This window comes from Sphingobium fluviale (assembly GCF_004122115.1).
Lineage (GTDB): Bacteria > Pseudomonadota > Alphaproteobacteria > Sphingomonadales > Sphingomonadaceae > Sphingobium > Sphingobium fluviale.
Window position 1 is genome coordinate 12,978 of sequence record NZ_SBKP01000008.1, and the last position, 20,096, is coordinate 33,073.

24 protein-coding genes, 2 tRNA genes and 1 other RNA gene are annotated in these 20,096 nt (G+C 62.2%); 14 read left to right on the forward strand and 13 right to left on the reverse strand.

Translation table 11 applies throughout. The annotated features are described in order from the left end of the window. Window positions 1-101: 101 nt before the first annotated feature. The 4 genes from EQG66_RS09075 to EQG66_RS15445 all read left to right on the forward strand — a co-directional run bounded on the left by EQG66_RS09075 (window position 102) and on the right by EQG66_RS15445 (window position 2,587). The gene (locus tag EQG66_RS09075; protein ID WP_129404284.1) at window positions 102-1,070 is read left to right on the forward strand and encodes a TraB/TrbI/VirB10 family type IV secretion system protein; all 969 of its coding nucleotides are present in this window, start codon (window positions 102-104) and stop codon (window positions 1,068-1,070) included. Next, window positions 1,067-1,291 (forward strand): DUF2274 domain-containing protein, encoded by a 225-nt coding sequence (locus tag EQG66_RS09080; RefSeq protein WP_129404285.1) that lies wholly within the window; start codon window positions 1,067-1,069, stop codon window positions 1,289-1,291. Before EQG66_RS09075 ends, EQG66_RS09080 begins: the two co-directional genes overlap by 4 nt. Before the next feature lie 14 nt (window positions 1,292-1,305). After that, a complete protein-coding gene (locus EQG66_RS15440) occupies window positions 1,306-1,629 on the forward strand; it encodes a helix-turn-helix domain-containing protein (protein WP_164975643.1) in 324 nt (107 codons plus the stop codon). A gap of 415 nt (window positions 1,630-2,044) precedes the next feature. Continuing rightward, a complete protein-coding gene (locus tag EQG66_RS15445) occupies window positions 2,045-2,587 on the forward strand; it encodes a site-specific integrase (RefSeq protein ID WP_220428647.1) in 543 nt (180 codons plus the stop codon). Between the two features lie 22 nt (window positions 2,588-2,609). On the opposite strand, the gene EQG66_RS09095 is transcribed toward EQG66_RS15445, so the two are convergent. The 9 genes from EQG66_RS09095 to rpiB form a co-directional block, all read right to left on the reverse strand. Then, window positions 2,610-2,685: transfer RNA gene (locus EQG66_RS09095), tRNA-Lys, on the reverse strand. 72 nt (window positions 2,686-2,757) lie between these two features. Then, complete coding sequence (gene folK / locus EQG66_RS09100) at window positions 2,758-3,258, reverse strand: 2-amino-4-hydroxy-6-hydroxymethyldihydropteridine diphosphokinase (RefSeq protein WP_181951796.1); 501 nt, start codon at window positions 3,256-3,258, stop codon at window positions 2,758-2,760. Then, window positions 3,259-4,116 (reverse strand): N-carbamoylputrescine amidase, encoded by an 858-nt coding sequence (aguB, locus tag EQG66_RS09105; RefSeq protein ID WP_129404287.1) that lies wholly within the window; start codon window positions 4,114-4,116, stop codon window positions 3,259-3,261. Window positions 4,117-4,120: 4 nt separating this feature from the next. Then, on the reverse strand, window positions 4,121-5,122 hold the full coding sequence (locus EQG66_RS09110; protein WP_129404288.1) for an agmatine deiminase family protein: 1,002 nt from the start codon (window positions 5,120-5,122) through the stop codon (window positions 4,121-4,123). A 74-nt stretch (window positions 5,123-5,196) separates the two neighbouring features. Then, on the reverse strand, window positions 5,197-5,811 hold the full coding sequence (rpsD, locus tag EQG66_RS09115) for a 30S ribosomal protein S4 (protein ID WP_129404289.1): 615 nt from the start codon (window positions 5,809-5,811) through the stop codon (window positions 5,197-5,199). A 204-nt stretch (window positions 5,812-6,015) separates the two neighbouring features. After that, entirely contained in the window at window positions 6,016-6,756 is a 741-nt protein-coding gene (locus tag EQG66_RS09120; protein WP_245987983.1) for an RNA methyltransferase, read from the reverse strand. Next, the gene (gene nrdR / locus EQG66_RS09125; RefSeq protein WP_129404290.1) at window positions 6,749-7,210 is read right to left on the reverse strand and encodes a transcriptional regulator NrdR; all 462 of its coding nucleotides are present in this window, start codon (window positions 7,208-7,210) and stop codon (window positions 6,749-6,751) included. Before nrdR ends, EQG66_RS09120 begins: the two co-directional genes overlap by 8 nt. Before the next feature lie 6 nt (window positions 7,211-7,216). Next, window positions 7,217-8,536 (reverse strand): serine hydroxymethyltransferase, encoded by a 1,320-nt coding sequence (gene glyA / locus EQG66_RS09130; protein ID WP_129404291.1) that lies wholly within the window; start codon window positions 8,534-8,536, stop codon window positions 7,217-7,219. 13 nt (window positions 8,537-8,549) lie between these two features. Continuing rightward, the gene (gene rpiB, locus EQG66_RS09135; protein WP_129404292.1) at window positions 8,550-8,987 is read right to left on the reverse strand and encodes a ribose 5-phosphate isomerase B; all 438 of its coding nucleotides are present in this window, start codon (window positions 8,985-8,987) and stop codon (window positions 8,550-8,552) included. A gap of 119 nt (window positions 8,988-9,106) precedes the next feature. Here rpiB and EQG66_RS09140 point away from each other — a divergent pair, with 119 nt between their 5' ends. After that, entirely contained in the window at window positions 9,107-9,289 is a 183-nt protein-coding gene (locus tag EQG66_RS09140) for a hypothetical protein (protein WP_129404293.1), read from the forward strand. 143 nt (window positions 9,290-9,432) lie between these two features. Then, window positions 9,433-9,594, forward strand: a complete 162-nt coding sequence (locus EQG66_RS15325; RefSeq protein WP_164975644.1) for a hypothetical protein — start codon at window positions 9,433-9,435, stop codon at window positions 9,592-9,594. A 74-nt stretch (window positions 9,595-9,668) separates the two neighbouring features. Here EQG66_RS15325 and EQG66_RS09145 read toward each other — a convergent pair whose 3' ends face one another. Next, entirely contained in the window at window positions 9,669-10,325 is a 657-nt protein-coding gene (locus EQG66_RS09145; RefSeq protein ID WP_129404294.1) for an alpha/beta hydrolase, read from the reverse strand. 106 nt (window positions 10,326-10,431) lie between these two features. On the opposite strand from EQG66_RS09145, the gene EQG66_RS09150 reads away from it, so the two are divergent. Genes EQG66_RS09150 through EQG66_RS09160 form a run of 3 tightly spaced genes read left to right on the forward strand, consistent with a single transcriptional unit; the run spans window position 10,432 to window position 12,961 of the window. Further along, on the forward strand, window positions 10,432-11,511 hold the full coding sequence (locus tag EQG66_RS09150) for a cysteine desulfurase family protein (RefSeq protein ID WP_129404295.1): 1,080 nt from the start codon (window positions 10,432-10,434) through the stop codon (window positions 11,509-11,511). After that, window positions 11,478-12,617 carry a cysteine desulfurase family protein gene (locus EQG66_RS09155; protein ID WP_129404296.1) on the forward strand — a complete coding sequence of 380 codons (1,140 nt, stop codon included), beginning with the start codon at window positions 11,478-11,480 and terminating at the stop codon, window positions 12,615-12,617. Before EQG66_RS09150 ends, EQG66_RS09155 begins: the two co-directional genes overlap by 34 nt. 8 nt (window positions 12,618-12,625) lie before the next feature. Then, window positions 12,626-12,961 (forward strand): 2Fe-2S iron-sulfur cluster-binding protein, encoded by a 336-nt coding sequence (locus EQG66_RS09160; RefSeq protein ID WP_129404297.1) that lies wholly within the window; start codon window positions 12,626-12,628, stop codon window positions 12,959-12,961. A 4-nt stretch (window positions 12,962-12,965) separates the two neighbouring features. Here the strand turns inward: EQG66_RS09160 and ffs are convergent. Then, window positions 12,966-13,061: signal recognition particle sRNA small type (gene ffs / locus EQG66_RS09165), an RNA gene on the reverse strand. Between the two features lie 95 nt (window positions 13,062-13,156). Between ffs and EQG66_RS09170 the strand changes: the two genes are divergently transcribed. The 5 genes from EQG66_RS09170 (at window position 13,157) to EQG66_RS09190 (ending at window position 18,376) form a co-directional block, all read left to right on the forward strand. Beyond that, complete coding sequence (locus EQG66_RS09170; RefSeq protein WP_129404298.1) at window positions 13,157-14,791, forward strand: DNA polymerase III subunit gamma/tau; 1,635 nt, start codon at window positions 13,157-13,159, stop codon at window positions 14,789-14,791. Beyond that, complete coding sequence (locus EQG66_RS09175) at window positions 14,788-15,111, forward strand: YbaB/EbfC family nucleoid-associated protein (RefSeq protein ID WP_129404299.1); 324 nt, start codon at window positions 14,788-14,790, stop codon at window positions 15,109-15,111. The genes EQG66_RS09170 and EQG66_RS09175 overlap by 4 nt, the downstream gene beginning before the upstream one ends. A gap of 137 nt (window positions 15,112-15,248) precedes the next feature. Then, entirely contained in the window at window positions 15,249-17,639 is a 2,391-nt protein-coding gene (gene lon, locus EQG66_RS09180; protein WP_245987989.1) for an endopeptidase La, read from the forward strand. Between the two features lie 158 nt (window positions 17,640-17,797). Further along, window positions 17,798-18,070, forward strand: coding sequence for an HU family DNA-binding protein (locus EQG66_RS09185; protein WP_129404301.1), 273 nt, complete (start codon window positions 17,798-17,800; stop codon window positions 18,068-18,070). A 229-nt stretch (window positions 18,071-18,299) separates the two neighbouring features. After that, window positions 18,300-18,376 (forward strand) — tRNA-His (locus EQG66_RS09190). Between the two features lie 96 nt (window positions 18,377-18,472). Here the strand turns inward: EQG66_RS09190 and EQG66_RS09195 are convergent. Together EQG66_RS09195 and rodA are read right to left on the reverse strand one after the other, a co-directional pair. After that, window positions 18,473-19,000 carry a DNA-deoxyinosine glycosylase gene (locus EQG66_RS09195; protein ID WP_129404302.1) on the reverse strand — a complete coding sequence of 176 codons (528 nt, stop codon included), beginning with the start codon at window positions 18,998-19,000 and terminating at the stop codon, window positions 18,473-18,475. 14 nt (window positions 19,001-19,014) lie between these two features. Then, on the reverse strand, window positions 19,015-20,079 hold the full coding sequence (gene rodA, locus EQG66_RS09200) for a rod shape-determining protein RodA (protein WP_425470236.1): 1,065 nt from the start codon (window positions 20,077-20,079) through the stop codon (window positions 19,015-19,017). Window positions 20,080-20,096 lie beyond the last annotated feature (17 nt).

Here is a 20,096-nt window from a genome sequence, read left to right on the forward strand (position 1 = left end):
ACCTCGGGAAATCCGGTGATTACGCTTTCGAAAAGAGCGAGATGGCGGTCGTCTTCCTGGTCTAGGGTCAGGGCACTGGGCGTTATGAGAGCGGCGCATAGATGGCAAAGGAAATATCGGACTTTGATCCTGACTTGATCATCCAGTTCTCGCCGGACCATTTTCACGGGTTCCATTATGACAACATGCCAAGTTTCTGCGTCGGCGCAGCGGCGGAGTCCTATGGCGATTATGGAACAGCCAAAGGGCCGCTCAATGTCGATGAAGACTTAGCACTTGCACGCGAGTCCGGGTTGCTGTTTGAGGGGCGTCAAGCCGGTCCTGTGTCCGGGTCGGCCTCGCCAGATGGTGCATCAGCTTCATCCGATCCTGGCGCTACGGCGCCTCTGCCAGCCGCTTCGACAGGCGAAGGCGGCGTACAAGATCGCAAGGCAGCGTTCGTCGCCACGCTCGATCCCCGCAGCGATGTCAATCCGCATGCGGTAAAGCCACCGCCATCGCCCTACACGCTGATGGCGGGGAGCGTCATCGTGGCGAGCCTCATCACTGGTATCAATTCCGATCTGCCGGGCCTGGTCACCGCGCAGGTCACCGAGAACGCCTATGACAGCGCAACCGGCAGGATCCTGCTCGTGCCGCAGGGCGCCCGCCTGATCGGGAGCTATGACAGCGTCGTTGCGTTCGGCCAGCGCCGCGCGCTCATCGTCTGGCAACGGATCATCCTGCCAGACGGCAGCTCGCTACGGATCGATAATGTCCCTGCGACCGACGCCGCAGGCTATGCCGGGCTTGCCGACAAGGTCGACTTTCACACCTGGGCGTTGCTGAAGGGCGTGGCGCTGGCGACTTTGCTTGGGGTCGGAACCGAACTCACGGTCACCGGTGAGAGCGACTTGGTCCAGGCAATCCGTGAATCCACCCAGCAGAATGTCGCGAGGGCAGGGGACCAGATCACGAGAGCCAATCTCGACATTCAGCCGACCATCCGCATCCGACCGGGCGCGCCGGTCAGATTGGTGGTCCACAAGGACTTGGTGCTTGCACCCTGGAATGGAGGAGAAAGGCCATGAGCGCTATCCGATTGCCTAAGCTTCCCGATCGGACGCCGGTCAAGCTTGCCATCAGCATCCTACCGGACCTCCATCAGCGCTTGCAGGATTACGCCGCAGCCTATGCCGAGCATTATGGCTGTGAGGAACCGGTCGCCGAACTTATCCCGGCGATGCTGACGGCCTTTCTTGAGAGTGACCGCGAGTTTGCACGATGGCGTGGTGGTCGTCAGACCATCTGACAGGATCGGTGACTATGCTCACCCTGAAAGACGCTGCCGACCTGCTGTGCGTGCATCCCAATACACTTCGCAGATGGATCAAGATCGGGCGCGTACCTGCGGTGCGACTTGGCAGGCATTGGCGGTTCATCGAAGCCGATCTTGTGGCGGCTGCGCGAGAGAGCTATTCTGCTCGCGCACGGATGCAACTGAGTGCCGACATCAAGGAGGCATTATGGCACTCTGGAAACGTGCAGGAACATATTACGTCAAACTCACAGCACATGACGGAACGCTCATTAGACGCTCTTCTGGAACGACCGACAGGAAAAAGGCCGAAGAATATCACGACAAGCTGAAGGCCCAGCTGTGGGATCTTGCCAGACTGAAGCAGAAGCCGAAGCGGACATGGGACGAAGCGGCTTTGCGGTGGTTGCAGGAGAAGAAACACAAGAAGTCCTATCAGGATGATGTGTTTCGGATCCGGTTTTTCACCCGCTTCTTGCGCGGCAAGACAATGGATCAGGTGAGCCGGGACATGATCGACGGGATCATATCGCGCCATCTCGCCCGGACCAGTAACGCGACCAAGGATCTCTATGTGGCGCTTATTCGCGCCATCTTCCGGATCGCGATGCGGGAATGGGAGTGGATCGATACGATGCCGGCTTTCAAAACCTACCGGCGGTCCGAGAAGCCTCGTGTGCGGTGGCTGACACACGCACAAGCGGATCGGCTGCTGGAAGAGTTGCCCGACCATCAAAAGGAACTGATGTGTTCGCACTGGCCACCGGCCTGCGTCAGCGCAACATTCTCGGTTTACGCTGGGATCAGATTGATCTGGCCCGCAAGGTCGCGACAATCGAGCATGGAGATACGAAAAACGGTGATGCCCTTGGTGTGCCGTTAAATGATCTCGCGCTGTCCGTGCTGGGACGTCAGAAAGGCAAGCATGAGCAGAATGTATTCACCTATTGCAGCAAGCCGATCGGTCAGGTGAATACGAAGGCCTGGAAGAACGCATTGAAGCGGGCGGGGATCGACAATTTCCGCTGGCACGATTTGCGCCACACTTGGGCCAGTTGGCTCCGGCAGAATGATGTGCCCACATGGGTGCTTCAGGAGCTGGGAGGCTGGAAATCGGAAGTGATGGTGCGCCGCTATGCGCACATGTCAGTGAAGCATTTGCAGCCTTTTGCCGACCAGCTGAATTTTGAGGTCACAAAAGGCGATTGCCAAGTGACTGAAATGGTTGGCACGCAAGGTCACAAAAATGGTCACACCAAAGGGCGTTCGACGCTCTTTCTTGTGAAATAAGGTGGGTAAGTCATTGAAAATATGGTGAGCCCTGCTGGATTCGAACCAGCGACCTACTGATTAAAAGTCAGTTGCTCTACCGACTGAGCTAAGGGCCCTCGGCGCGCAGGCTTTGCTGCGCGCGTGAGACAGGAGGCACCTAAAGGCCACGGGCGGTCTGGTCAACCGCTTCATCGCGGTTTGCGCGGTTTTTCGAGCCGGGCGAGGAGGTGGCGGGGGGAAAGCCCGCTCAGCGGATCGCGCCAGCGCGATGAGACCTCTGCCAGCGGCTTCAAAACAAAGCCGCGCGCGCGATAAGCGGGGTGGGGGATGACGAGACCATCGCTGCCCCACATGCCGCCACTCCACAGGATGATGTCAAGATCGAGCGTGCGCGCGCCCCATGTACGCTGGCGCTTGCGCCCGGCCTTGCGCTCGATCTTGTGCAGCTTGTCGAGTAGCTCCGGCGGATCGAGCCGCGTCTCGATGATCATGCATCCATTGGCATAGCGGCGGCGGGACGGGCCGAGTGGCGAGGTTTCGATGATTATGGACCGCGCAATCGCTGCGAAGGGCTTGTGCGACAGCCGCTCCATCGCCTTCTCCACCAGCCTGCGCGGGGTGAGCGTGCGTGAGCGCGGCTGGTTGGAGCCGAGCGCGATCGCGTAAATGTGGCTGGTTTTGCCGCCCACTCAAATGTCCTGTACGAGGCGCTGATAGAGATCTGGCCGCCGGTCGCGGAAGAAGCCCATCCCTGCGCGATGCCTGCGCGCGCGCTCCAGATCCAGCGTGGCGACCAGCGCCCCGGTCTGCCAATCCTCGACCTCCGCAACCAGGTCTCCCCATTCGTCGGCAATGAAGCTGTGGCCATAATAGCTCTGCCCACCCTCGACACCGTCATTGCCGATGCGGTTGGCAGCGATCACCGGCATGCAGTTGGACACGGCATGGCCGACCATTGCGCGCCGCCACATGCGGCTGGTGTCAAGCTCCGTGTCATACGGCTCCGAGCCGATGGCGGTTGGGAAGAGCAGCATTTCCGCGCCCATAAGCGCCATGATCCGCGCGGTTTCGGGATACCACTGGTCCCAGCATATGCCGACGCCGATGGTGCCGTATTTGGTGGGCCACACCTTGAATCCGCTGTTGCCGGGGCGGAAATAATATTTCTCCTCATATCCCGGCCCATCGGGGATATGGCTCTTGCGATAGACGCCCATGATCGCGCCCGTGTCGTCGATCATCGCAAGGCTGTTGTAATGATGCTGGCCGTCCCGCTCGAAGAAGCTGGTGGGGATGTAGACACCAAGCTCAGCCGCGAGCGCCTGCATCGCGAGCACGGCGGGGTGCTCGGCCGTGGGCAAAGCGTGGGCGAACAGCGACTCATTCTCCACCGTGCAGAAATACGGCCCCTCGAACAATTCTGGTGGCAGGATGATCTTCGCCCCACGCGCCGCAGCCTGACGCGCGGCGCTTTCCACCGCGGCGATATTGGCCGCCATGTCATCGGTGAAGGCGAGTTGCAGCGCGGCGACGGTGGCTTTGGTCATGAGGTTACCTGTCAGTGGGTGCGGGCATCTGCTGGCTGGTGCAGTGGAAGCTGCCTCCGCCTGCCAATATCGCATCAGACGGCAGGGCTACAACCTCTCGCCCCAGAAAAAATGGCCGGAGCGCTTCTACCGCCGCCGCGTCGTTCGGGCGGCCATAGGCAGGGACGATGACGGCCGCATTGCCGATGAGGAAGTTCATATAGGATGCGGGGATCACCGCTCCGTCCGCCTCCACCCGGCCCGGCGAGGGCATGGGCGCGACGGTGAGGCCATGCGCTTTGGCCCTCTCGCAAGCGTCGGCATAGATTGCGGCATTGGGGTCATCGTCCGTGCTCGCCTCAGGGATCGCGATCACGCCGGGTGCTACGAAGCGGGCAAGGTTGTCGACATGGCCGTCGGTATGATCATTCACGAGGCCATCGCCCAGCCACAGCATGTCGGTCAGGCCGAGGCTGCCCGCCAACAGCGTCTCGATCTGGCGGCGGTCCAGCCCCGGATTGCGATTGGGGTTGAGCAGGCAATCCTCGGTGGTGACGAACAGCCCGGTGCCATCACTATCGACCGCCCCGCCCTCGAAGATCAGCGGCACCGAGCGGCAGGGCAGGGGGGTGCCAGCCGCGAGCCGCGCGCCGATGTCTTCATCACCCGGCATCTCATATTTGCCGCCCCAGCCGTTGAAGCGAAAGTCGGTGAGCGAGCGATTGCCCGCGCCATCGACCACAGCAATCGGCCCGGTATCACGCAGCCAAACGTCGCCAATAGGTTCTATGACGATCTTCACATCACTTGTGAGCAGTATGCTGGCCTGTGCGGCGCTGGCCCCGTCATTGCAGACGAGGCGCACTTCCTCGCCCTTTCCACCCGCGCGCACGGCATCGGCAAAGGCACAGAGCTGCGCCTGCGCCCGCGCCAGCGTCTCCGCGCCGCCCCATTCGTCGGCGTTCCAGGGAAAGCCGATCCACAGCCATTCATGCGGTTCCCACTCGGCGGGCATGCGGATGGTCATCTGCGGCAATTCCTCAAACGAAAAGGGCGGCTCCTGCGAACCGCCCTTTGCATAATTCGTTGCTGTCCGAAAGCTTAGCGCGAATAGAATTCGACGACGAGGTTCGGTTCCATCTTCACCGGATAGGGCACCTCGTCCAGCGTCGGCACGCGAACATAGGTGACTTTCGCCGCGCCATCGGGGGCGACATAATCCGGGATGTCGCGCTCGGCGAGGCTCTGCGCCTCCATCACGAGGGCCATCTCGCGGGCTTTCTTGCCCAGCGTGATCTCGTCACCCACCTTCACGAGGCGGCTGGCGATGTTGCACTTCACGCCGTTCACATAGATGTGGCCGTGAGACACGATCTGGCGGGCGGAAAAGATCGTCGGCGCGAACTTGGCGCGATAGACGACCGCATCGAGGCGGCGCTCCAGCAGGCCAATCAGGTTCTGGCCGGTATCGCCCTTCATGCGCGATGCTTCGGTGTAGTTCTTCTTGAACTGCTTCTCGGTGATGTCGCCGTAATAGCCCTTCAGCTTCTGCTTGGCGCGCAGCTGGATGCCATAGTCGGAAACCTTGCCCTTGCGGCGCTGGCCATGCTGGCCGGGGCCATATTCACGCTTGTTGACCGGGGACTTCGGGCGACCCCAGATGTTTTCGCCCATCCGGCGGTCGAGTTTATACTTGGAAGAAGTACGTTTCGTCACGAATATTTCCTTACAATTGCAACAACTTGAACCATCCAGCCGACCCGAAGGCCGGATGGACGGCAAAATTCCCGGTATTCGCTCTGGTCAGCTCATGTCTGGCAGGGCTTCCGCTTCACCGGGGTGCGGAGCCAATTGCGAAGGCGCGCCTATGGCGGGGCCGGGTGCAATTGTCAAGCGGGAGAGGGCGGCAACCGCTTTCCATCAATCGCGCGGATGCGGATCGGCGAGACTGGAGAGAACACCGCGCAGCGTCCGCACCTCCAGATGGTTCCAGCCCGGCTTGGTGAGCAGGTTGCGCAGCGTGCGGCGCGTAGCGGGTGCGCGGTCTGGCGGGAAGAAATAGCCCGCCCTCTCCAGCAGCGCCTCGAACTGGGCGATCATGCCTTCCAGCTCTTCCTGTGGGGCGGGGGGCAAAAGCTCCTCCTCGGTCGGCTGAACCAGCTCCGCGTCGCTGCCTTTCGACCATTCATAGGCCACGAGGATCACCGCCTGCGCCAGATTGAGCGAGGCGAAATCGGGGTTGATCGGCACGGTCAGGATCGTGCGGCATAGCGCAACTTCTTCTGTCTCTAGCCCGGAGCGCTCCGGCCCGAATACCACTGCGCTGCGGCCCGGTGCGACATGGATTGCGCGGACGGCCTCCTCCGGCGTCACCACCGGCTTGGTCACGCCGCGCTTGCGCACCGTGGTGGCATAGACATGGGCGCAATCGGCCACCGCCTCGGCCAGCGTGCCATAGATTTGCGCCTGATCCAGCACCGCATCCGCGCCGGCCGCCGATGGCCCGGCATCTGGGTTGGGCCAGCCATCGCGCGGGGCGACGAGGCGCAGCTCCGTAAGCCCGAAATTGAGCATCGCCCGCGCCGCCTTGCCAATATTTTCACCCAGTTGCGGGCGGACGAGGACAATGACGGGCTTGGCGCCGGTCAGGGCGTCACTCACCCCCCGCTTCCTTCACAGCGGAGGCGAAATCCTCGAAATCCTGTGCTTCGCGAAAGTCCTTATAGACCGAGGCGAAGCGGATATAGGCCACGCTGTCCAGCTCTTTCAGCGCAGACATCACCAGCTCACCGATGGATTGCGCGCTGACCTCGTTCTCTCCATTGGTCTCGATCTGCCGCTGGATGCCGGAGGTGAGTTTCTCTATCCGCGCCGGGTCGATCGGGCGCTTGCGGCAGGCGATCTCCAGCGAGCGGGCAAGCTTGTCCCGGTCAAACGGCTGGCGCTCGCCATTGCTCTTGACCACCCATATGTCGCGCAGCTGGATGCGCTCGAACGTGGTGAAGCGCGCGGCGCAGGCCTCGCACTGACGGCGGCGGCGGATGGCCGCCCCGTCGTCCGTGGGGCGGCTGTCCTTCACCTGGCTGTCTTCATGTCCGCAGAATGGACAGCGCACTCGCTCTTACCCCTCGTAGATCGGGAAACGGGCGCACAGCGCCGCCACGCGCTCGCGCACATTGGCCTCGATCGCCGGGTCGCCCGCCTCGCCTTTGTCCTTGAGGCCGCCGAGCACGTCCGCGATCATGTCGCCGATCGCCTCGAACTCCACGACGCCGAAGCCGCGGGTGGTGCCCGCCGGGCTGCCGACGCGGATGCCGCTGGTCTTGGTCGGGGGCAGGGGGTCGCCGGGAATCCCGTTCTTGTTGCAGGTGATGCAGCTGCGCTCCAGCGCCTCGTCCGCATCCTTGCCACTGATCCCGTAAGGCCGCAGGTCGATGAGGGAGAGGTGAGTATCCGTTCCGCCCGAAACCACGGCGAGGCCGCGCGCTTCCAGCCGCGCCGCAAGCGCCTTGCTGTTCGCCAGCACCGCCTTGGCATAGGCCTTGAATTCCGGCGTCAGCGCCTCTCCGAACGCGACCGCCTTGGCGGCAATCACGTGCATCAGCGGCCCGCCCTGCAGGCCGGGGAAGATGGCGGAGTTGATCTTTTTCGCAATCGCCTCGTCATCGGTCAGGATCATGCCGCCGCGTGGGCCGCGCAGGGTCTTGTGCGTGGTGGTGGTTACAACATGCGCGTGGCCGAACGGGGTCGGGTGAACGCCGCCCGCCACCAGACCCGCAAAGTGCGCCATATCCACCATGAACAGCGCGCCGACCTTGTCCGCAATGGCGCGGAAGCGGGCGAAATCGATATGGCGGGGATAGGCGCTGCCGCCGGTGATGATGAGCGTGGGCTTCGATTCTACCGCAAGGCGCTCGACCTCGTCATAGTCGATGAGGTGCGTATCCTCGCGCACGCCATATTGCACCGCGTTGAACCATTTGCCGGACATGGCGGGCTTGGCGCCGTGGGTGAGGTGGCCGCCTGCGTCGAGGCTGAGGCCCATGATCGTGTCGCCTGGCTTCGTCAGGGCCAGCATCACGCCGCCGTTCGCCTGCGCACCCGAATGGGGTTGGACATTGGCAAAGCCGCAGCCGAACAGCGCCTTGGCGCGGTCAATGGCGAGCTGCTCGACATCATCGGACGGCGCGCAGCCTTGATAATAGCGCTTGCCCGGATAGCCCTCGGCATATTTGTTGGTGAAGACAGAGCCTTGCGCTTCCAGTACCGCTTTCGACACGATGTTCTCGCTCGCGATCAGCTCGATCTGGTTCTGCTCGCGCTTCAGCTCCTTGCCGATCGCGGCGGCAACCAGCGGATCGCGGCTGGCAACGCCTGCGGTGAAGAAGTCGGCGGCACGAATGTCATTCGCGGCTTCGAGGGTGGCAGGGGCGGTGCTCATGGGCGATATCCTTTCAGAGCGAAGGGTTCGAGAGTTTGTCGACGCGGCGCTGATGACGATCGCCGCCAAATTCGGTGGAGAGGAAGGCGGTAACGCAGGCTTTGGCCATTTCAGGGCCGATGAGGCGTGCGCCAAGAGCGATCACGTTGGCGTCATTATGCTCGCGCGCCAACTGCGCCGACAGAGGCTCGCTGACCAGCGCCGCGCGGCAGGCGGGGTTGCGGTTGACCGCGATGGAGATGCCGATGCCCGATCCACAGATCGCGATACCGCGCTCTGCTTCGCCCGCTGCAATGGCGGCGGCCAGCTTATAGCCATAATCCGGGTAATCGACCGACGTGCCATCATGCGGGCCAAGATCGCTCACCTCGTGGCCCTGCTCATGCAGCCAGCCAGCCAGCAGCGCTTTCAGCTCTATGGCGGCGTGGTCCGATGCTAGGGCGATGCGCATAAGCGGGCGGCTTTCTGTATAGGCGATTCGGCTGTGGCGCCTATCTAGGCGCGATGCCCCGGAATTGCCACCACCCCATTGGTGCATTATGCGCATGATCGATTAAGGAGAGATAGCCCATGAATGCCGCACCCGTTTCGGGAACCGTGCTCTCTGTGCTGATGCTGGCCGGATTGGTGCTGGCGGCGGGCGGATGCGTCTTGTTCGTGCGCCAGCCGGAAAGCCGCAAGCGCGCTTGGCTGATGATCATCGCCGGGCTGGTCATGTTTGCCAATGTGGCGATCTGGACGATCCCGGTCTAGGGACAGAATCCCTACAGCCGCCAGACTTTTCAACGCCTTGTCGTGAAAGCATGCGGCTCATCTCATTGGCTGGAACACTATGGGCAGCAGGCTGGTTTCCTCTCATGTGTCCGCATGTGGACACGCCAGTACAGGAGTTGAACATGGCTAACCCCAACCAGAACCAGAATGACAAAAGCCGTCAGCAGGGCGATCAGAATACGCCCGGCGGCCAGCAGAGCCAGCAGGATGCGGAGCGCCGCAAGCAACAGGGCGAAAATGCCGGCAACAAGCAGGACGATGAGTCCAGGCGCGAACAGCGCTAAAAGCGAACACTATGGAAAAGGCCGCCCAAGGAGGCGGCCTTTTTCACGTTTGGCGACGCTGGCCCCGGCGGATTTTATTTGATCGGGCTATCCGGGGAGAGGCGCATGTCGAGATAATTGTCGACCGACATCATCACCTGATCCAGCTCATTTTCGAAGAAATGATTGGCGTTGCGAATTTCGTCATGATGGATCGTGATGCCCTTTTGTGTGCGCAGCTTGTCCACCAGCTTTTGCACGGCAGGCGCCGTAACCACCTCGTCATGCGTACCCTGCACAATGATGCCCGATGCCGGGCAAGGGGCGAGGAAGCTGAAGTCATACATATTGGCAGGTGGCGCTACTGAAATGAAGCCGCGTATTTCCGGGCGGCGCATCAACAGCTGCATCCCGATCCACGCGCCGAAGCTGAACCCAGCGATCCATGTGGTCTGCGCTTCGGGGTGAAAGCTCTGCACCCAATCGAGCGCCGAGGCGGCATCAGATAACTCGCCAATGCCGTTGTCGAACGTGCCCTGGCTGCGGCCCACACCGCGAAAGTTGAAGCGCAGCACGGCAAAACCGCGCCGCACGAAGGTCTTGTAGAGCGCCTGTGTGATGCGGTCGTTCATCGTGCCGCCGCCCTGAGGATGCGGATGCAGGATCATCGCGACCGGAGCGCGCGGGCGGGGCGGGGGGCTGAAACGGCCCTCTAAACGGCCTTCGGGGCCGGGAAAAATTACGTCGGGCATGGCACCTGGCTGTCTGCTAAAATTTGCGGGTCCGCGCACCTGCGCTCTGCGCTGGCCACGAATGAAAGAGCGCCTATATAGGACCGAACCGCGATTTCGCAATAAAATGAGTCATTTCGTGCCAAACTCCCCGTCTTCAGCCTCCGCAGGACGCATCTATCTCGATCATGCGGCGACCACGCCCGTGTGCGATGCCGCGCGCGCTGCGATGAGGGAAGGCATGGAGCGCTGGGCTAATCCCTCCTCTCCGCATGCCGAAGGGCGGGCGGCGCGGGCCGCGCTGGAGGATGCGCGGGCGCGGATCAAGGCGGCTTTGGGGTGGGACGGAGAGTTGATTTTTACCTCTGGCGCGAGCGAGGCGATCGCGCTTGCGCTGGGTCGGGCTAAGGCAGAGCGCGTCGTCGTGTCCCCGACCGAGCATGATGCGGTGATGCGCATTGCTGGTGAGGAGGCTGGTCAGCTGGCGGTGGACGATGCCGGACGCGTGACTGAGGTGCGCACAGGCGCGCTCCATGCCATCCAGCATGTGAACAACGAGACGGGCGTGATCCAGCCGATCGCTGAACTGGCGGAGCGCATCGATTCGGAGGGCGGCTGGCTCTTTTGCGATTGCGCCCAAAGTGCGGGCAAGATTGATCTGCCGAGACAAGCCGACATGATCGCCATCTCAGCGCATAAATTCGGCGGGCCGCCGGGCGTCGGCGCGCTGCTGGTGCGGGATTTATCGCTTCTGCTGCCCACAGGCGGGCAGGAACAAGGCTATCGCGGCGGCACAGAAAATCTGCCGGGCGTACTGGCTATGGCTGTGGCGCTGGAGCAGGATCGCGGTTGGATGCGCGAGGCCGCACGGTTGCGGGATATGCTCGATGCAGCGATTGTCGAAGCAGGCGGCATGGTGGTGGCGCAGACGACAGAGCGCATCCCCACCATCGCCAGCTATCATATGCCCGGCGTATCGGCGCGGGTGCAGCTCATCCGGTTCGATGCGGCGGGGATCGCGGTTTCGGCGGGGGCGGCCTGTTCGTCCGGCACGCTGAAGACCAGCCCGGTGCTGCGCGCGCTGGGGTGGAGCGGGCAAGCGGCGGACGAGGTGATCCGCGTCAGCTTTGGCCCACAGACCAGCGAAGCCGAGCTACACCGCTTCATCGCGGCATGGCGCGGCATGGCCAAGGCGCAGGCGGCATGATCTACCTCGATTATCAGGCGACGACGCCGCTCGCGCCTGAAGCCTTTGAAGCCATGACGCCGTGGCTGCGGGATCATTTCGCCAATCCGCATAGCGCGCACCGGCCGGGCCGGGTGGCTGCCGCGGCGGTCGAGGTGGCGCGCGATCAGGTGGCGGCCCTTCTGCCGTCCAGCGGGCGGGTTGTGTTCACATCGGGCGCTACGGAAGCGCTCAACATAGGGCTTGTGGGCGCGGCGCGAATGATGCGTGGGCGAGATCCTGGCCGCACCCGGATCCTGTTGCCTGATACCGAACATGCCGCCGTGCGCGATACGGCGCTGGCGTTGCGGGCGGAGGGATTTGAGCCGGTGTTGCTGCCAGTGCGGCCCGATGGCCTGCTCGATCTGGCCGTGGTGCAGGCCTCGCTCGATGCGCGCGCTGCCCTGCTGGCGGTAATGCTGGTCAACAACGAGATCGGCGTGATCCAGCCGGTCGATACGCTCGCGAAGAGTGCGCATGACGCGGGCGCGCTGTTCCTGTGCGATGCGGTGCAGGGCGCTGGGCGGGTCGACCTGCCGGTGGAGGCGGACATGATCGCGATTTCCGCGCACAAGATTCATGGCCCGAAGGGCATCGGCGCTTTGTGGTTGCGGGACGGGTTGGAGATACCCCCGCTGATCCACGGTGGAGGGCAGGAGGGTGGCTTGCGGTCGGGGACGCTCTCTCCCGCGCTCTGCGCAGGATTCGGCGTGGCGGCGCGGCTGATGGCGGAGCGACGCGCGGACGATGCCGCGCATGTGACGGCGCTCAGCGCGCGCGCGAAGGAGCTGTTCGCAGGATGGACACTCAATGGCAGCGCCGATCATCGCTACCCCGGTAACCTCAATCTGCGGCGAGACGGGCTGGACGCCGCGCGGCTGATGGCCGATTGCCGCGACGTGGCCTTCTCGCTCGGTTCGGCCTGCGCCAGCGGATCGGGGCGGCCCAGCCATGTGCTGAGGGCGCTGGGGTTGTCGGATGCAGAGGCGCGGTCCTCGATCCGGCTGGGCTTCGGGCGCACCACCACGCTGGACGAGATCGAGCGCGCCGCTGACGCCATAAACCGCGCCGCAGACGCTCAAGGGTAAGGAAAGTCATGCCGACAGTTCGTTTCATCAGCGCTGATGGCGAGGATATTCAAGAGGTTATCGCTAATAGCGGAGACTGCCTGTTAGATATTGCTCAGGCAGCGGGTCAACCGCTTGAAGGCACGTGTGAGGGGCAGATGGCCTGCTCGACATGCCATGTCATCGTCTCGGCGGAGGATTTCGCGCGCCTGCCCCCTGCCAGCGAGGCAGAGGAAGACATGCTCGATCTCGCCGCCGCCGCCACGCGCACCAGCCGCCTCGCATGCCAGATCATCCTGCCGCCGGATATGGACAGCCTGAGCGTGCGGATGCCCGGCGAATGGCGGGATATGAAAGGCGTATGAAGAAAAAGTAGGAGCCGGAACGACCCGCAGCGGAATCACTGTGGCTGCTTCCGTCAGGACCTGACCAGGTTGGCGACGGCCACGTCCGCCCGGCTCCCGCGCCGCATATGGCGGGGGCGGCGCGCAAATGCAAGAGGGGGGGCGCGGCGCTGTTCATCCTTCGACAAGCGCCGGGCAAGCCGTTAGAACAGCCGCATGACCGATTCCCCGCCCACCACCGGCAGCGCCTATCGCGTGCTTGCCCGCAAATATCGGCCGCAGACCTTTGCCGAGCTGATCGGGCAGGATGCTATGGTGCAGACGCTGGGCAACGCCATCAGGCGGGGGCGGCTCGCCCATGCCTTCCTGATGACCGGCGTGCGTGGGGTGGGCAAGACCTCGACCGCGCGCCTCATTGCCAAGGCGCTGAACTGTATCGGCCCGGATGGGCAGAGCGGCCCGACGATCGATCCCTGCGGCGTTTGCGAACCTTGCCTCGCCATCGCCGAGGGGCGCCACATCGATGTGATCGAGATGGACGCGGCCAGCCACACCGGCGTTGACGATGTGCGCGAGATCATCGAGGCGGTGCGCTATTCGGCGGTGTCGGCGCGCTACAAGGTCTACATCATCGACGAAGTGCACATGCTCTCCAAAAACGCCTTCAACGCGCTGTTGAAGACGCTGGAGGAGCCGCCCGCCCATGTGAAATTCCTGTTCGCCACCACCGAGGTCAACAAGGTGCCGGTCACGGTGCTTTCCCGGTGCCAGCGGTTCGATCTGCGGCGGATTTCGGCGGAAAAGCTCGCCGCGCATTTCGCTCATGTGGTGCGCGAGGAGGGTGTGGAGGCGGAGGCCGAAGCGCTGTCGCTCATCGCGCAGGCGGCGGAAGGTTCCGCGCGTGATGGCCTCTCGATCCTCGATCAGGCGATCGCCCATGCCGAGACAGAGGGGGCAGGGGAAGGGGCGCGCGTCACCGCCGCGCAGGTGCGCGAAATGCTCGGCCTGTCGGACCGGGGCGCGATCCGCCGGCTGTTCGGATTGCTGCTGGTGGGAGACGCGCAAGGCGCACTGGCGATGATGCGCGAGCAGCATGATCTCGGCGTCGAGCCGCTTTCCATCCTGCGCGGCCTGCTGGAGACAGTGCACGGCGTCACGCTGCTGAAGGCGGGCGGCAGGGGCGATGACCCCGCGCAATCGGTGGAGGAGCGCGAGGCGCTGGCCGATTGGGCAAGCCAGCTGGGCTTCGCGCCGCTGCATCGGCTGTGGCAGTTGTTGCTCAAGGGGCATGAGGAGGTTGCGCGCGCCGCGATGCCCTCGGAGGCGGCGGATATGGCGCTGTTGCGGGTTATCCATGCGGCCAGCCTGCCCGATCCCTCCGAGCTGGCGCGGTTGCTTGAAGGCGGGGCGCCTGCCGCGTCGGCGCAGGGTGCCGCGAGTTCCCCCACACCGTCACCCGCTCCCGCCGCCACGCTCCCCGCCAGCTTCGAGGCGCTGGTCAAGCTGTTGTGGGATCGCAACAAGGGCCTGATCGCGGACGAGATCGAGCATTTCATCCGCCCGATCCGCTATGCCCCCCCAGAGCTGGATTTCGAGCCCGCCCGGCCGATGGCGCAAGAACAGATCGACCGCATCCGCGCGGCCATTGACGAAGTGACGCGTGGGCGCTGGCAGCTGCGGCTGGCCCAGGGTGACGCGCAGCCGACATTGTCCGAGCGGCGCGAGCAGGCCGAGCAGGCGGCCAGGGCCGAAATTCTGGGTCATCCAGTGATGCAGGCAGCGATGGCGGCTTTTCCCGATGCGGAGCTGATGCCCGCCGATGACGAAGCGAAATGGAGCGAAAGCGCATGAAGGACTTGAACGAAATATTGGGTATGGCGCAGCGTGTGCAGGAAGAGCTTGCCCGCGCGCAGGATAATCTCGACAAGATCGAGGTCGAGGGTGCTGCTGGGGGCGGCGTGGTGAAGGTCCGCGCGACTGCCAAGGGGCGGATCACCGGCGTTTCCATCGATGAGAGCCTGCTTGCCCCGTCAGAGAAGCAGATATTGGAAGATCTCGTCGCCGCCGCGTTCAACGATGCGCGCAAGAAGGCTGATGAGGCCTCAAGCGCCGAAATGGGCAAGATGACCAGCGGCCTCTCGCTGCCACCCGGTTTCAAGCTGCCGTTTTGATCGGATTACCCTCGTGTTGGATGCAATCCTATTTTCAGCTTTTTGCTCTAATCCGGCCGGGCCATTGATTGGCGCGCTATAGAACATAATATAGGGTCTGCATCCCGTTCGGATGCGCCATGGAGTATAGATTAGCAATGCAATTCCCGCTGCTGCCTTTGCGCGATATCGTTGTCTTCCCGCAGATGATCGTCCCTCTGTTTGTTGGACGCGACAAAAGCGTTGTCGCCCTGGAAAAAGCCATGGAAGCGGACAAGGAAATTTTCCTCGTCTCCCAGCTCGACCCCGCCGAAGACGAGCCGGATCGCGATGCTCTGTATGACATGGGCGTGATCGCCACGGTGCTGCAATTGTTAAAGCTGCCGGACGGCACTGTTCGAGTGCTGGTAGAGGGCAAGCAGCGTGCCCGCCTTCAGGCGGTGTCGGAATCAGACGGCTATGTATCCGCCGAGGTCGAGGCCGTCGAGGAGCAGGGCGCGAGCGGCCCGCAGGCTTCGGCGCTGATGCGCTCAGTAGCCGACCAGTTCGAAAATTACGCCAAGCTCAACAAGAAGCTGCCCGCCGAAACCCCAGTGCAGCTGCGCGAGATCGAGGAGGCAGGGCGGCTGGCCGATGCCGTCGCCGCGCACATCAGCGTCAAGGTGTCGGACAAGCAGGCCCTGCTCACGGAGACAGACGCCGCCAAGAGGCTGGAGATGGTCTTCGCCTTCATGGAGGGCGAACTGGGCGTACTGCAGGTCGAGAAGAAGATCCGCGGCCGCGTCAAGCGCCAGATGGAGAAGACCCAGCGCGAATATTATCTCAACGAGCAGTTGAAGGCGATCCAGCGCGAGCTGGGCGGTGCCGAGGGTGACGAGGCCGACGAGCTGGCCGAGCTTCAGGACAAGATCAACAAGCTCAAAATGACAAAGGAAGCGAAGGCTAAGGCCAACGCGGAATTGAAAAAGCTGAAGTCGATGCAGCCGATGTCCGCCGAGGCGACTGTCGTGCGCAACTATCTCGATGTGCTGCTGGGCCTACCTTGGGGCAAGCGCAGCAAGGTCAAGAACGATCTTCGCCAGGCGCAGGAAATTCTCGACGCCGATCACTTCGCGCTGGAAAAGGTCAAGGACCGGATCGTCGAATATCTCGCTGTCCAGGCGCGCACCAACAAGCTGAAAGGGCCGATCCTGTGCCTCGTCGGACCTCCGGGCGTCGGCAAGACCTCGCTCGGCAAGTCGATCGCCAAGGCATGCGGGAGGGAGTTTGTGCGTCAGTCGCTCGGCGGCGTGCGCGACGAGGCGGAAATCCGCGGCCATCGCCGTACCTATATCGGCTCGTTGCCGGGCAAGATCGTGGCGAACCTCAAGAAGGCGGGCAGCATGAACCCGCTGTTCCTCTTGGATGAGATCGACAAGCTGGGTCAGGATTTCCGCGGCGACCCCGCCTCCGCGCTGCTGGAGGTGTTGGACCCGGAACAGAACGCCAAGTTCCAGGATCATTATCTGGAGATCGACCTCGATCTCTCAGATGTTATGTTCGTCACCACGGCCAACTCACTCAACCTGCCTCAGGCTCTGCTGGACCGGATGGAGATCATAAGGCTGGAGGGCTATACTGAGGACGAGAAGGTCGAGATCGCGCAGCGGCACCTCGTTGCCAAGCAGATCGAGGCGCATGGCCTTAAAGAGGGCGAGCTGATTGTCACCGAGGACGCGCTGCGTGACCTTATCCGCTATTATACGCGTGAGGCTGGTGTCCGCACGCTGGAGCGCGAGATCGCGCGGCTGGCCCGTAAAGCGCTGCGCAAGATATTGGAAGGCGGCGTGACCAGTGTTGAGATCACGCCCGAAAATCTGAGTGATTTTGCCGGTGTACGCAAGTTCCGCCACGGCGTTGGTGAGGAGGAAAATCAGGTCGGTGCCGTTACTGGCCTCGCCTGGACTGAGGTGGGAGGCGAACTGCTGACCATTGAGTCTGTGACTGTCCCCGGCAAGGGTGCGATCAAGACCACCGGCAAGCTCGGCGAGGTGATGACCGAATCGGTGCAGGCGGCGTTTTCCTATGTGAAAGCGCGCGCGCCAGCCTATGGTATTCGCCCCATCATCTTCAATCGCAAGGATATTCACATCCATCTTCCCGAAGGCGCTGTGCCAAAAGATGGGCCTTCGGCAGGTATCGGCATGGTGACGAGCATCGTTTCCACGCTCACCGGTGTGCCAGTGCGAAAAGACGTCGCGATGACCGGAGAGGTTACGCTCAGAGGGCGTGTGTTGCCGATCGGCGGCCTGAAGGAGAAGCTGTTGGCAGCGCTGCGCGGTGGCATCAAGACCGTGCTGATCCCGATGGAGAATGAGAAGGATCTGGCAGAAATCCCTTCAAATATAACGGATAATCTTGAGATTGTCCCGGTCAGTCATGTTGACGAGGTGTTGGCTCGCTCGCTCGCTGTGCCACTCGAAGCGATTGCATGGTCAGAGGAGGATGATCTCGCCGCGCAGCCGGTTTCGTCGCCGGGCGCGGAGGGGGATATTGCGGTGCGTCATTAAAATTTCGCGAGGTACGCGGCTATCCTGATGCGCCGCGCACCGTAATTGCGTGATTTTTTTGCCTTTACCCTTTGACAGACGCCAAAATCCGCGCATTTATGGCGCTCCCGAATTAACGATTCCCATTTCAACACAAGCAACGAGGGGGTTCCCACACAATGAACAAGCAGGATCTTATTGGCGCAGTCGCTGACAGCAGCGGCCTTAGCAAGACCGATGCCGCCAAGGCCGTGGAAGGCGTGTTTGACGCAATCACGGGCGCGCTGAAGAAGGGTGACGAAGTCCGCCTCGTTGGGTTCGGCACTTTCTCCGTCTCGCAGCGCAAGGCATCGACCGGCCGCAATCCGCGCACCGGCGAAACCATGACGATCAAGGCATCCTCTCAGCCCAAGTTCAAGGCTGGCAAGGGTCTGAAGGACTCCGTCAACTGATCGTATAGCTGTCGGCCATCAGGGGCCGCTCGCACGGATTGCGGGTGGTGTTGTGTTGGGCCGATGGCAGCAATTGGTGATGAAGGTGCCTTTATGGTATAGTTTGAGGGCGAGGCCGAGGCTTCGCCCTTTTTCTATGGCAGCGGCGAGAGTTAGTCATTTGTCTGCTTGACGCTGCTGATTGGCGCGCTTAAGTGACCGTCCGCCCCTAGGGGGCATGCTCCATGTGGCGATCGTAGCTCAGTTGGTTAGAGCGCTGGTTTGTGGTACCAGAGGTCGTGGGTTCGGATCCCATCGGTCGCCCCATTTTCTCAAAATCTGATCTCTATACCGGTTTCAAGATGAGCGCAGAACACTCCTCGCTTCGGAATACGGTCATTCTGAAAATGCTCCAGCGACACGTCATCGCCCGATAAATTCCTTGAGCGCGCGCCACGAACGAGCCTTTTCCTCGTAACTCTGCGTATGCGCAGGGCTGCTGGAGGGCAGATCGATCAGGGTATCCACAGTTGCAGGTTGAGTGCGGGAGAAAAGCTGATGACGCCCTACGCGGCTCGCTGTCTTTCCGTTGAACGCAATGGCTGTCAACATTGGCAGACCGGTCAGCACCGTGGTCAGATCGTTTGGTACGGCTCCGGTTATCCGCATATCGAGGCTGCCGGGGCGTATCGCCTCTCCAACCACGTCCCACAGACCAATAGTATGCGCCAGTAGCCGCTTTAGCCGGGCCTCATAAGGCAGTGCGGCGAGATTTGTGTCGATCACCTCGCCTATAAGCCGCCAGAACTGGTTACGGGGATGCGCATAATATTGCTGCGCGGCCAGCGATTGCCGCCCAGGAAGGCTTCCCAGAATAAGCAGGCGTGTTTCAGGCGTGATGACCGGTGGAAAGCAGCGCGCATGATCGTCTGGTTGGGCGAGCGTCTTCATAATCAAAAGGCGCCCTATCGCCAGCCCGTGCTGATGCCCTGTCTGCTATCGCGGTCTACCGCCATAATGATGCCAATACACAGCATCACTGTGAGCATGGAGCTTCCCCCATAGGACATGAAGGGCAGCGGAATGCCCACCACCGGCGCAAGGCCCATTACCATCATCAGGTTTATCGCAACATAGAAGAATATTGTTGTCGTAAGCCCAGCGGCAACGAGTGCAGCAAATCTGTCGCGCGCGCGCATGGAGACACGGATGCCCCAACGAAACAACAGCATGAAAGCGGCAATCAGGAGGACGCCGCCTGCCAGCCCCCACTCCTCAGACATCGTGGCGAATACAAAATCGGTATGGCCTTCGGGCAGATAATCGAGATGGCTTTGCGTGCCTTGCAAATATCCCTTGCCCCACAAACCGCCGGAGCCGATTGCGATTTTGGACTGGCTGATATGATAGCCGGCGCCGAGCGGGTCGCTTTCCGGGTCCATGAAGATCAGCACGCGTTTTTGTTGATACTCATGCAGAAAGCTGAATGCTATGGGGATCGCCGCAGCAAGCGCCAGCCCCGCACCTATGAACAGGCGCAACGGCAGCCCGGCAAGGAACATTACCGTCACGCCTCCCGCCGCGATCATGGTCGCGGTGCCGAGATCGGGCTGGATAAGCACCAGCGCCCATGGCAAGCCGATCATCAGCAGCGCAGGCCAGATCGCCGTCCAGCGCCGCGTTTCACCCACAGGAAGCCGGGCATAAAAGCGCGCCACCGCCAGAACGATTACAGGCTTCATAAATTCCGAGGGTTGGAGCTGCATGAAGCCGAGGTTGATCCATCGCTGGCTGCCGCCCGCAACCCCGCCTATCAGTTCGACAATAATGAGTGCGATGAGGACGGCGCCATATGCCGGGAAGGCCAGTTGCGCAAACAGCTCAACCGGCACTCGCGAGAGCGTTAGCGCCATACCGGTGAAGAGAGTAAAGCGGATGAGCTGGTTCAGCGCCCATGGCGTCATACTGCCGCCGGCCGCGCTGTAGAGTACGATAACGCCAAAGCCTGCAATAGCGCTAACCAGCACCATGAGGCGCCATGGCAGTC

Coding starts and splice junctions, on each gene's coding strand:
- EQG66_RS09075 (WP_129404284.1), top strand. CDS start 102: ATGGCAAAGGAAATATCGGACTTTGATCCTGACTTGATCATCCAGTTC.
- EQG66_RS09080 (WP_129404285.1), top strand. CDS start 1,067: ATGAGCGCTATCCGATTGCCTAAGCTTCCCGATCGGACGCCGGTCAAG.
- EQG66_RS15440 (WP_164975643.1), top strand. CDS start 1,306: ATGCTCACCCTGAAAGACGCTGCCGACCTGCTGTGCGTGCATCCCAAT.
- aguB (WP_129404287.1), bottom strand. CDS start 4,116: ATGACCAAAGCCACCGTCGCCGCGCTGCAACTCGCCTTCACCGATGAC.
- EQG66_RS09110 (WP_129404288.1), bottom strand. CDS start 5,122: ATGACCATCCGCATGCCCGCCGAGTGGGAACCGCATGAATGGCTGTGG.
- glyA (WP_129404291.1), bottom strand. CDS start 8,536: ATGAGCACCGCCCCTGCCACCCTCGAAGCCGCGAATGACATTCGTGCC.
- rpiB (WP_129404292.1), bottom strand. CDS start 8,987: ATGCGCATCGCCCTAGCATCGGACCACGCCGCCATAGAGCTGAAAGCG.
- EQG66_RS09140 (WP_129404293.1), top strand. CDS start 9,107: ATGAATGCCGCACCCGTTTCGGGAACCGTGCTCTCTGTGCTGATGCTG.
- EQG66_RS15325 (WP_164975644.1), top strand. CDS start 9,433: ATGGCTAACCCCAACCAGAACCAGAATGACAAAAGCCGTCAGCAGGGC.
- EQG66_RS09145 (WP_129404294.1), bottom strand. CDS start 10,325: ATGCCCGACGTAATTTTTCCCGGCCCCGAAGGCCGTTTAGAGGGCCGT.
- EQG66_RS09150 (WP_129404295.1), top strand. CDS start 10,432: ATGAGTCATTTCGTGCCAAACTCCCCGTCTTCAGCCTCCGCAGGACGC.
- EQG66_RS09155 (WP_129404296.1), top strand. CDS start 11,478: ATGGCGCGGCATGGCCAAGGCGCAGGCGGCATGATCTACCTCGATTAT.
- EQG66_RS09160 (WP_129404297.1), top strand. CDS start 12,626: ATGCCGACAGTTCGTTTCATCAGCGCTGATGGCGAGGATATTCAAGAG.
- EQG66_RS09170 (WP_129404298.1), top strand. CDS start 13,157: ATGACCGATTCCCCGCCCACCACCGGCAGCGCCTATCGCGTGCTTGCC.
- EQG66_RS09175 (WP_129404299.1), top strand. CDS start 14,788: ATGAAGGACTTGAACGAAATATTGGGTATGGCGCAGCGTGTGCAGGAA.
- lon (WP_245987989.1), top strand. CDS start 15,249: ATGCAATTCCCGCTGCTGCCTTTGCGCGATATCGTTGTCTTCCCGCAG.
- EQG66_RS09185 (WP_129404301.1), top strand. CDS start 17,798: ATGAACAAGCAGGATCTTATTGGCGCAGTCGCTGACAGCAGCGGCCTT.
- EQG66_RS09195 (WP_129404302.1), bottom strand. CDS start 19,000: ATGAAGACGCTCGCCCAACCAGACGATCATGCGCGCTGCTTTCCACCG.
- rodA (WP_425470236.1), bottom strand. CDS start 20,079: ATGGTGCTGGTTAGCGCTATTGCAGGCTTTGGCGTTATCGTACTCTAC.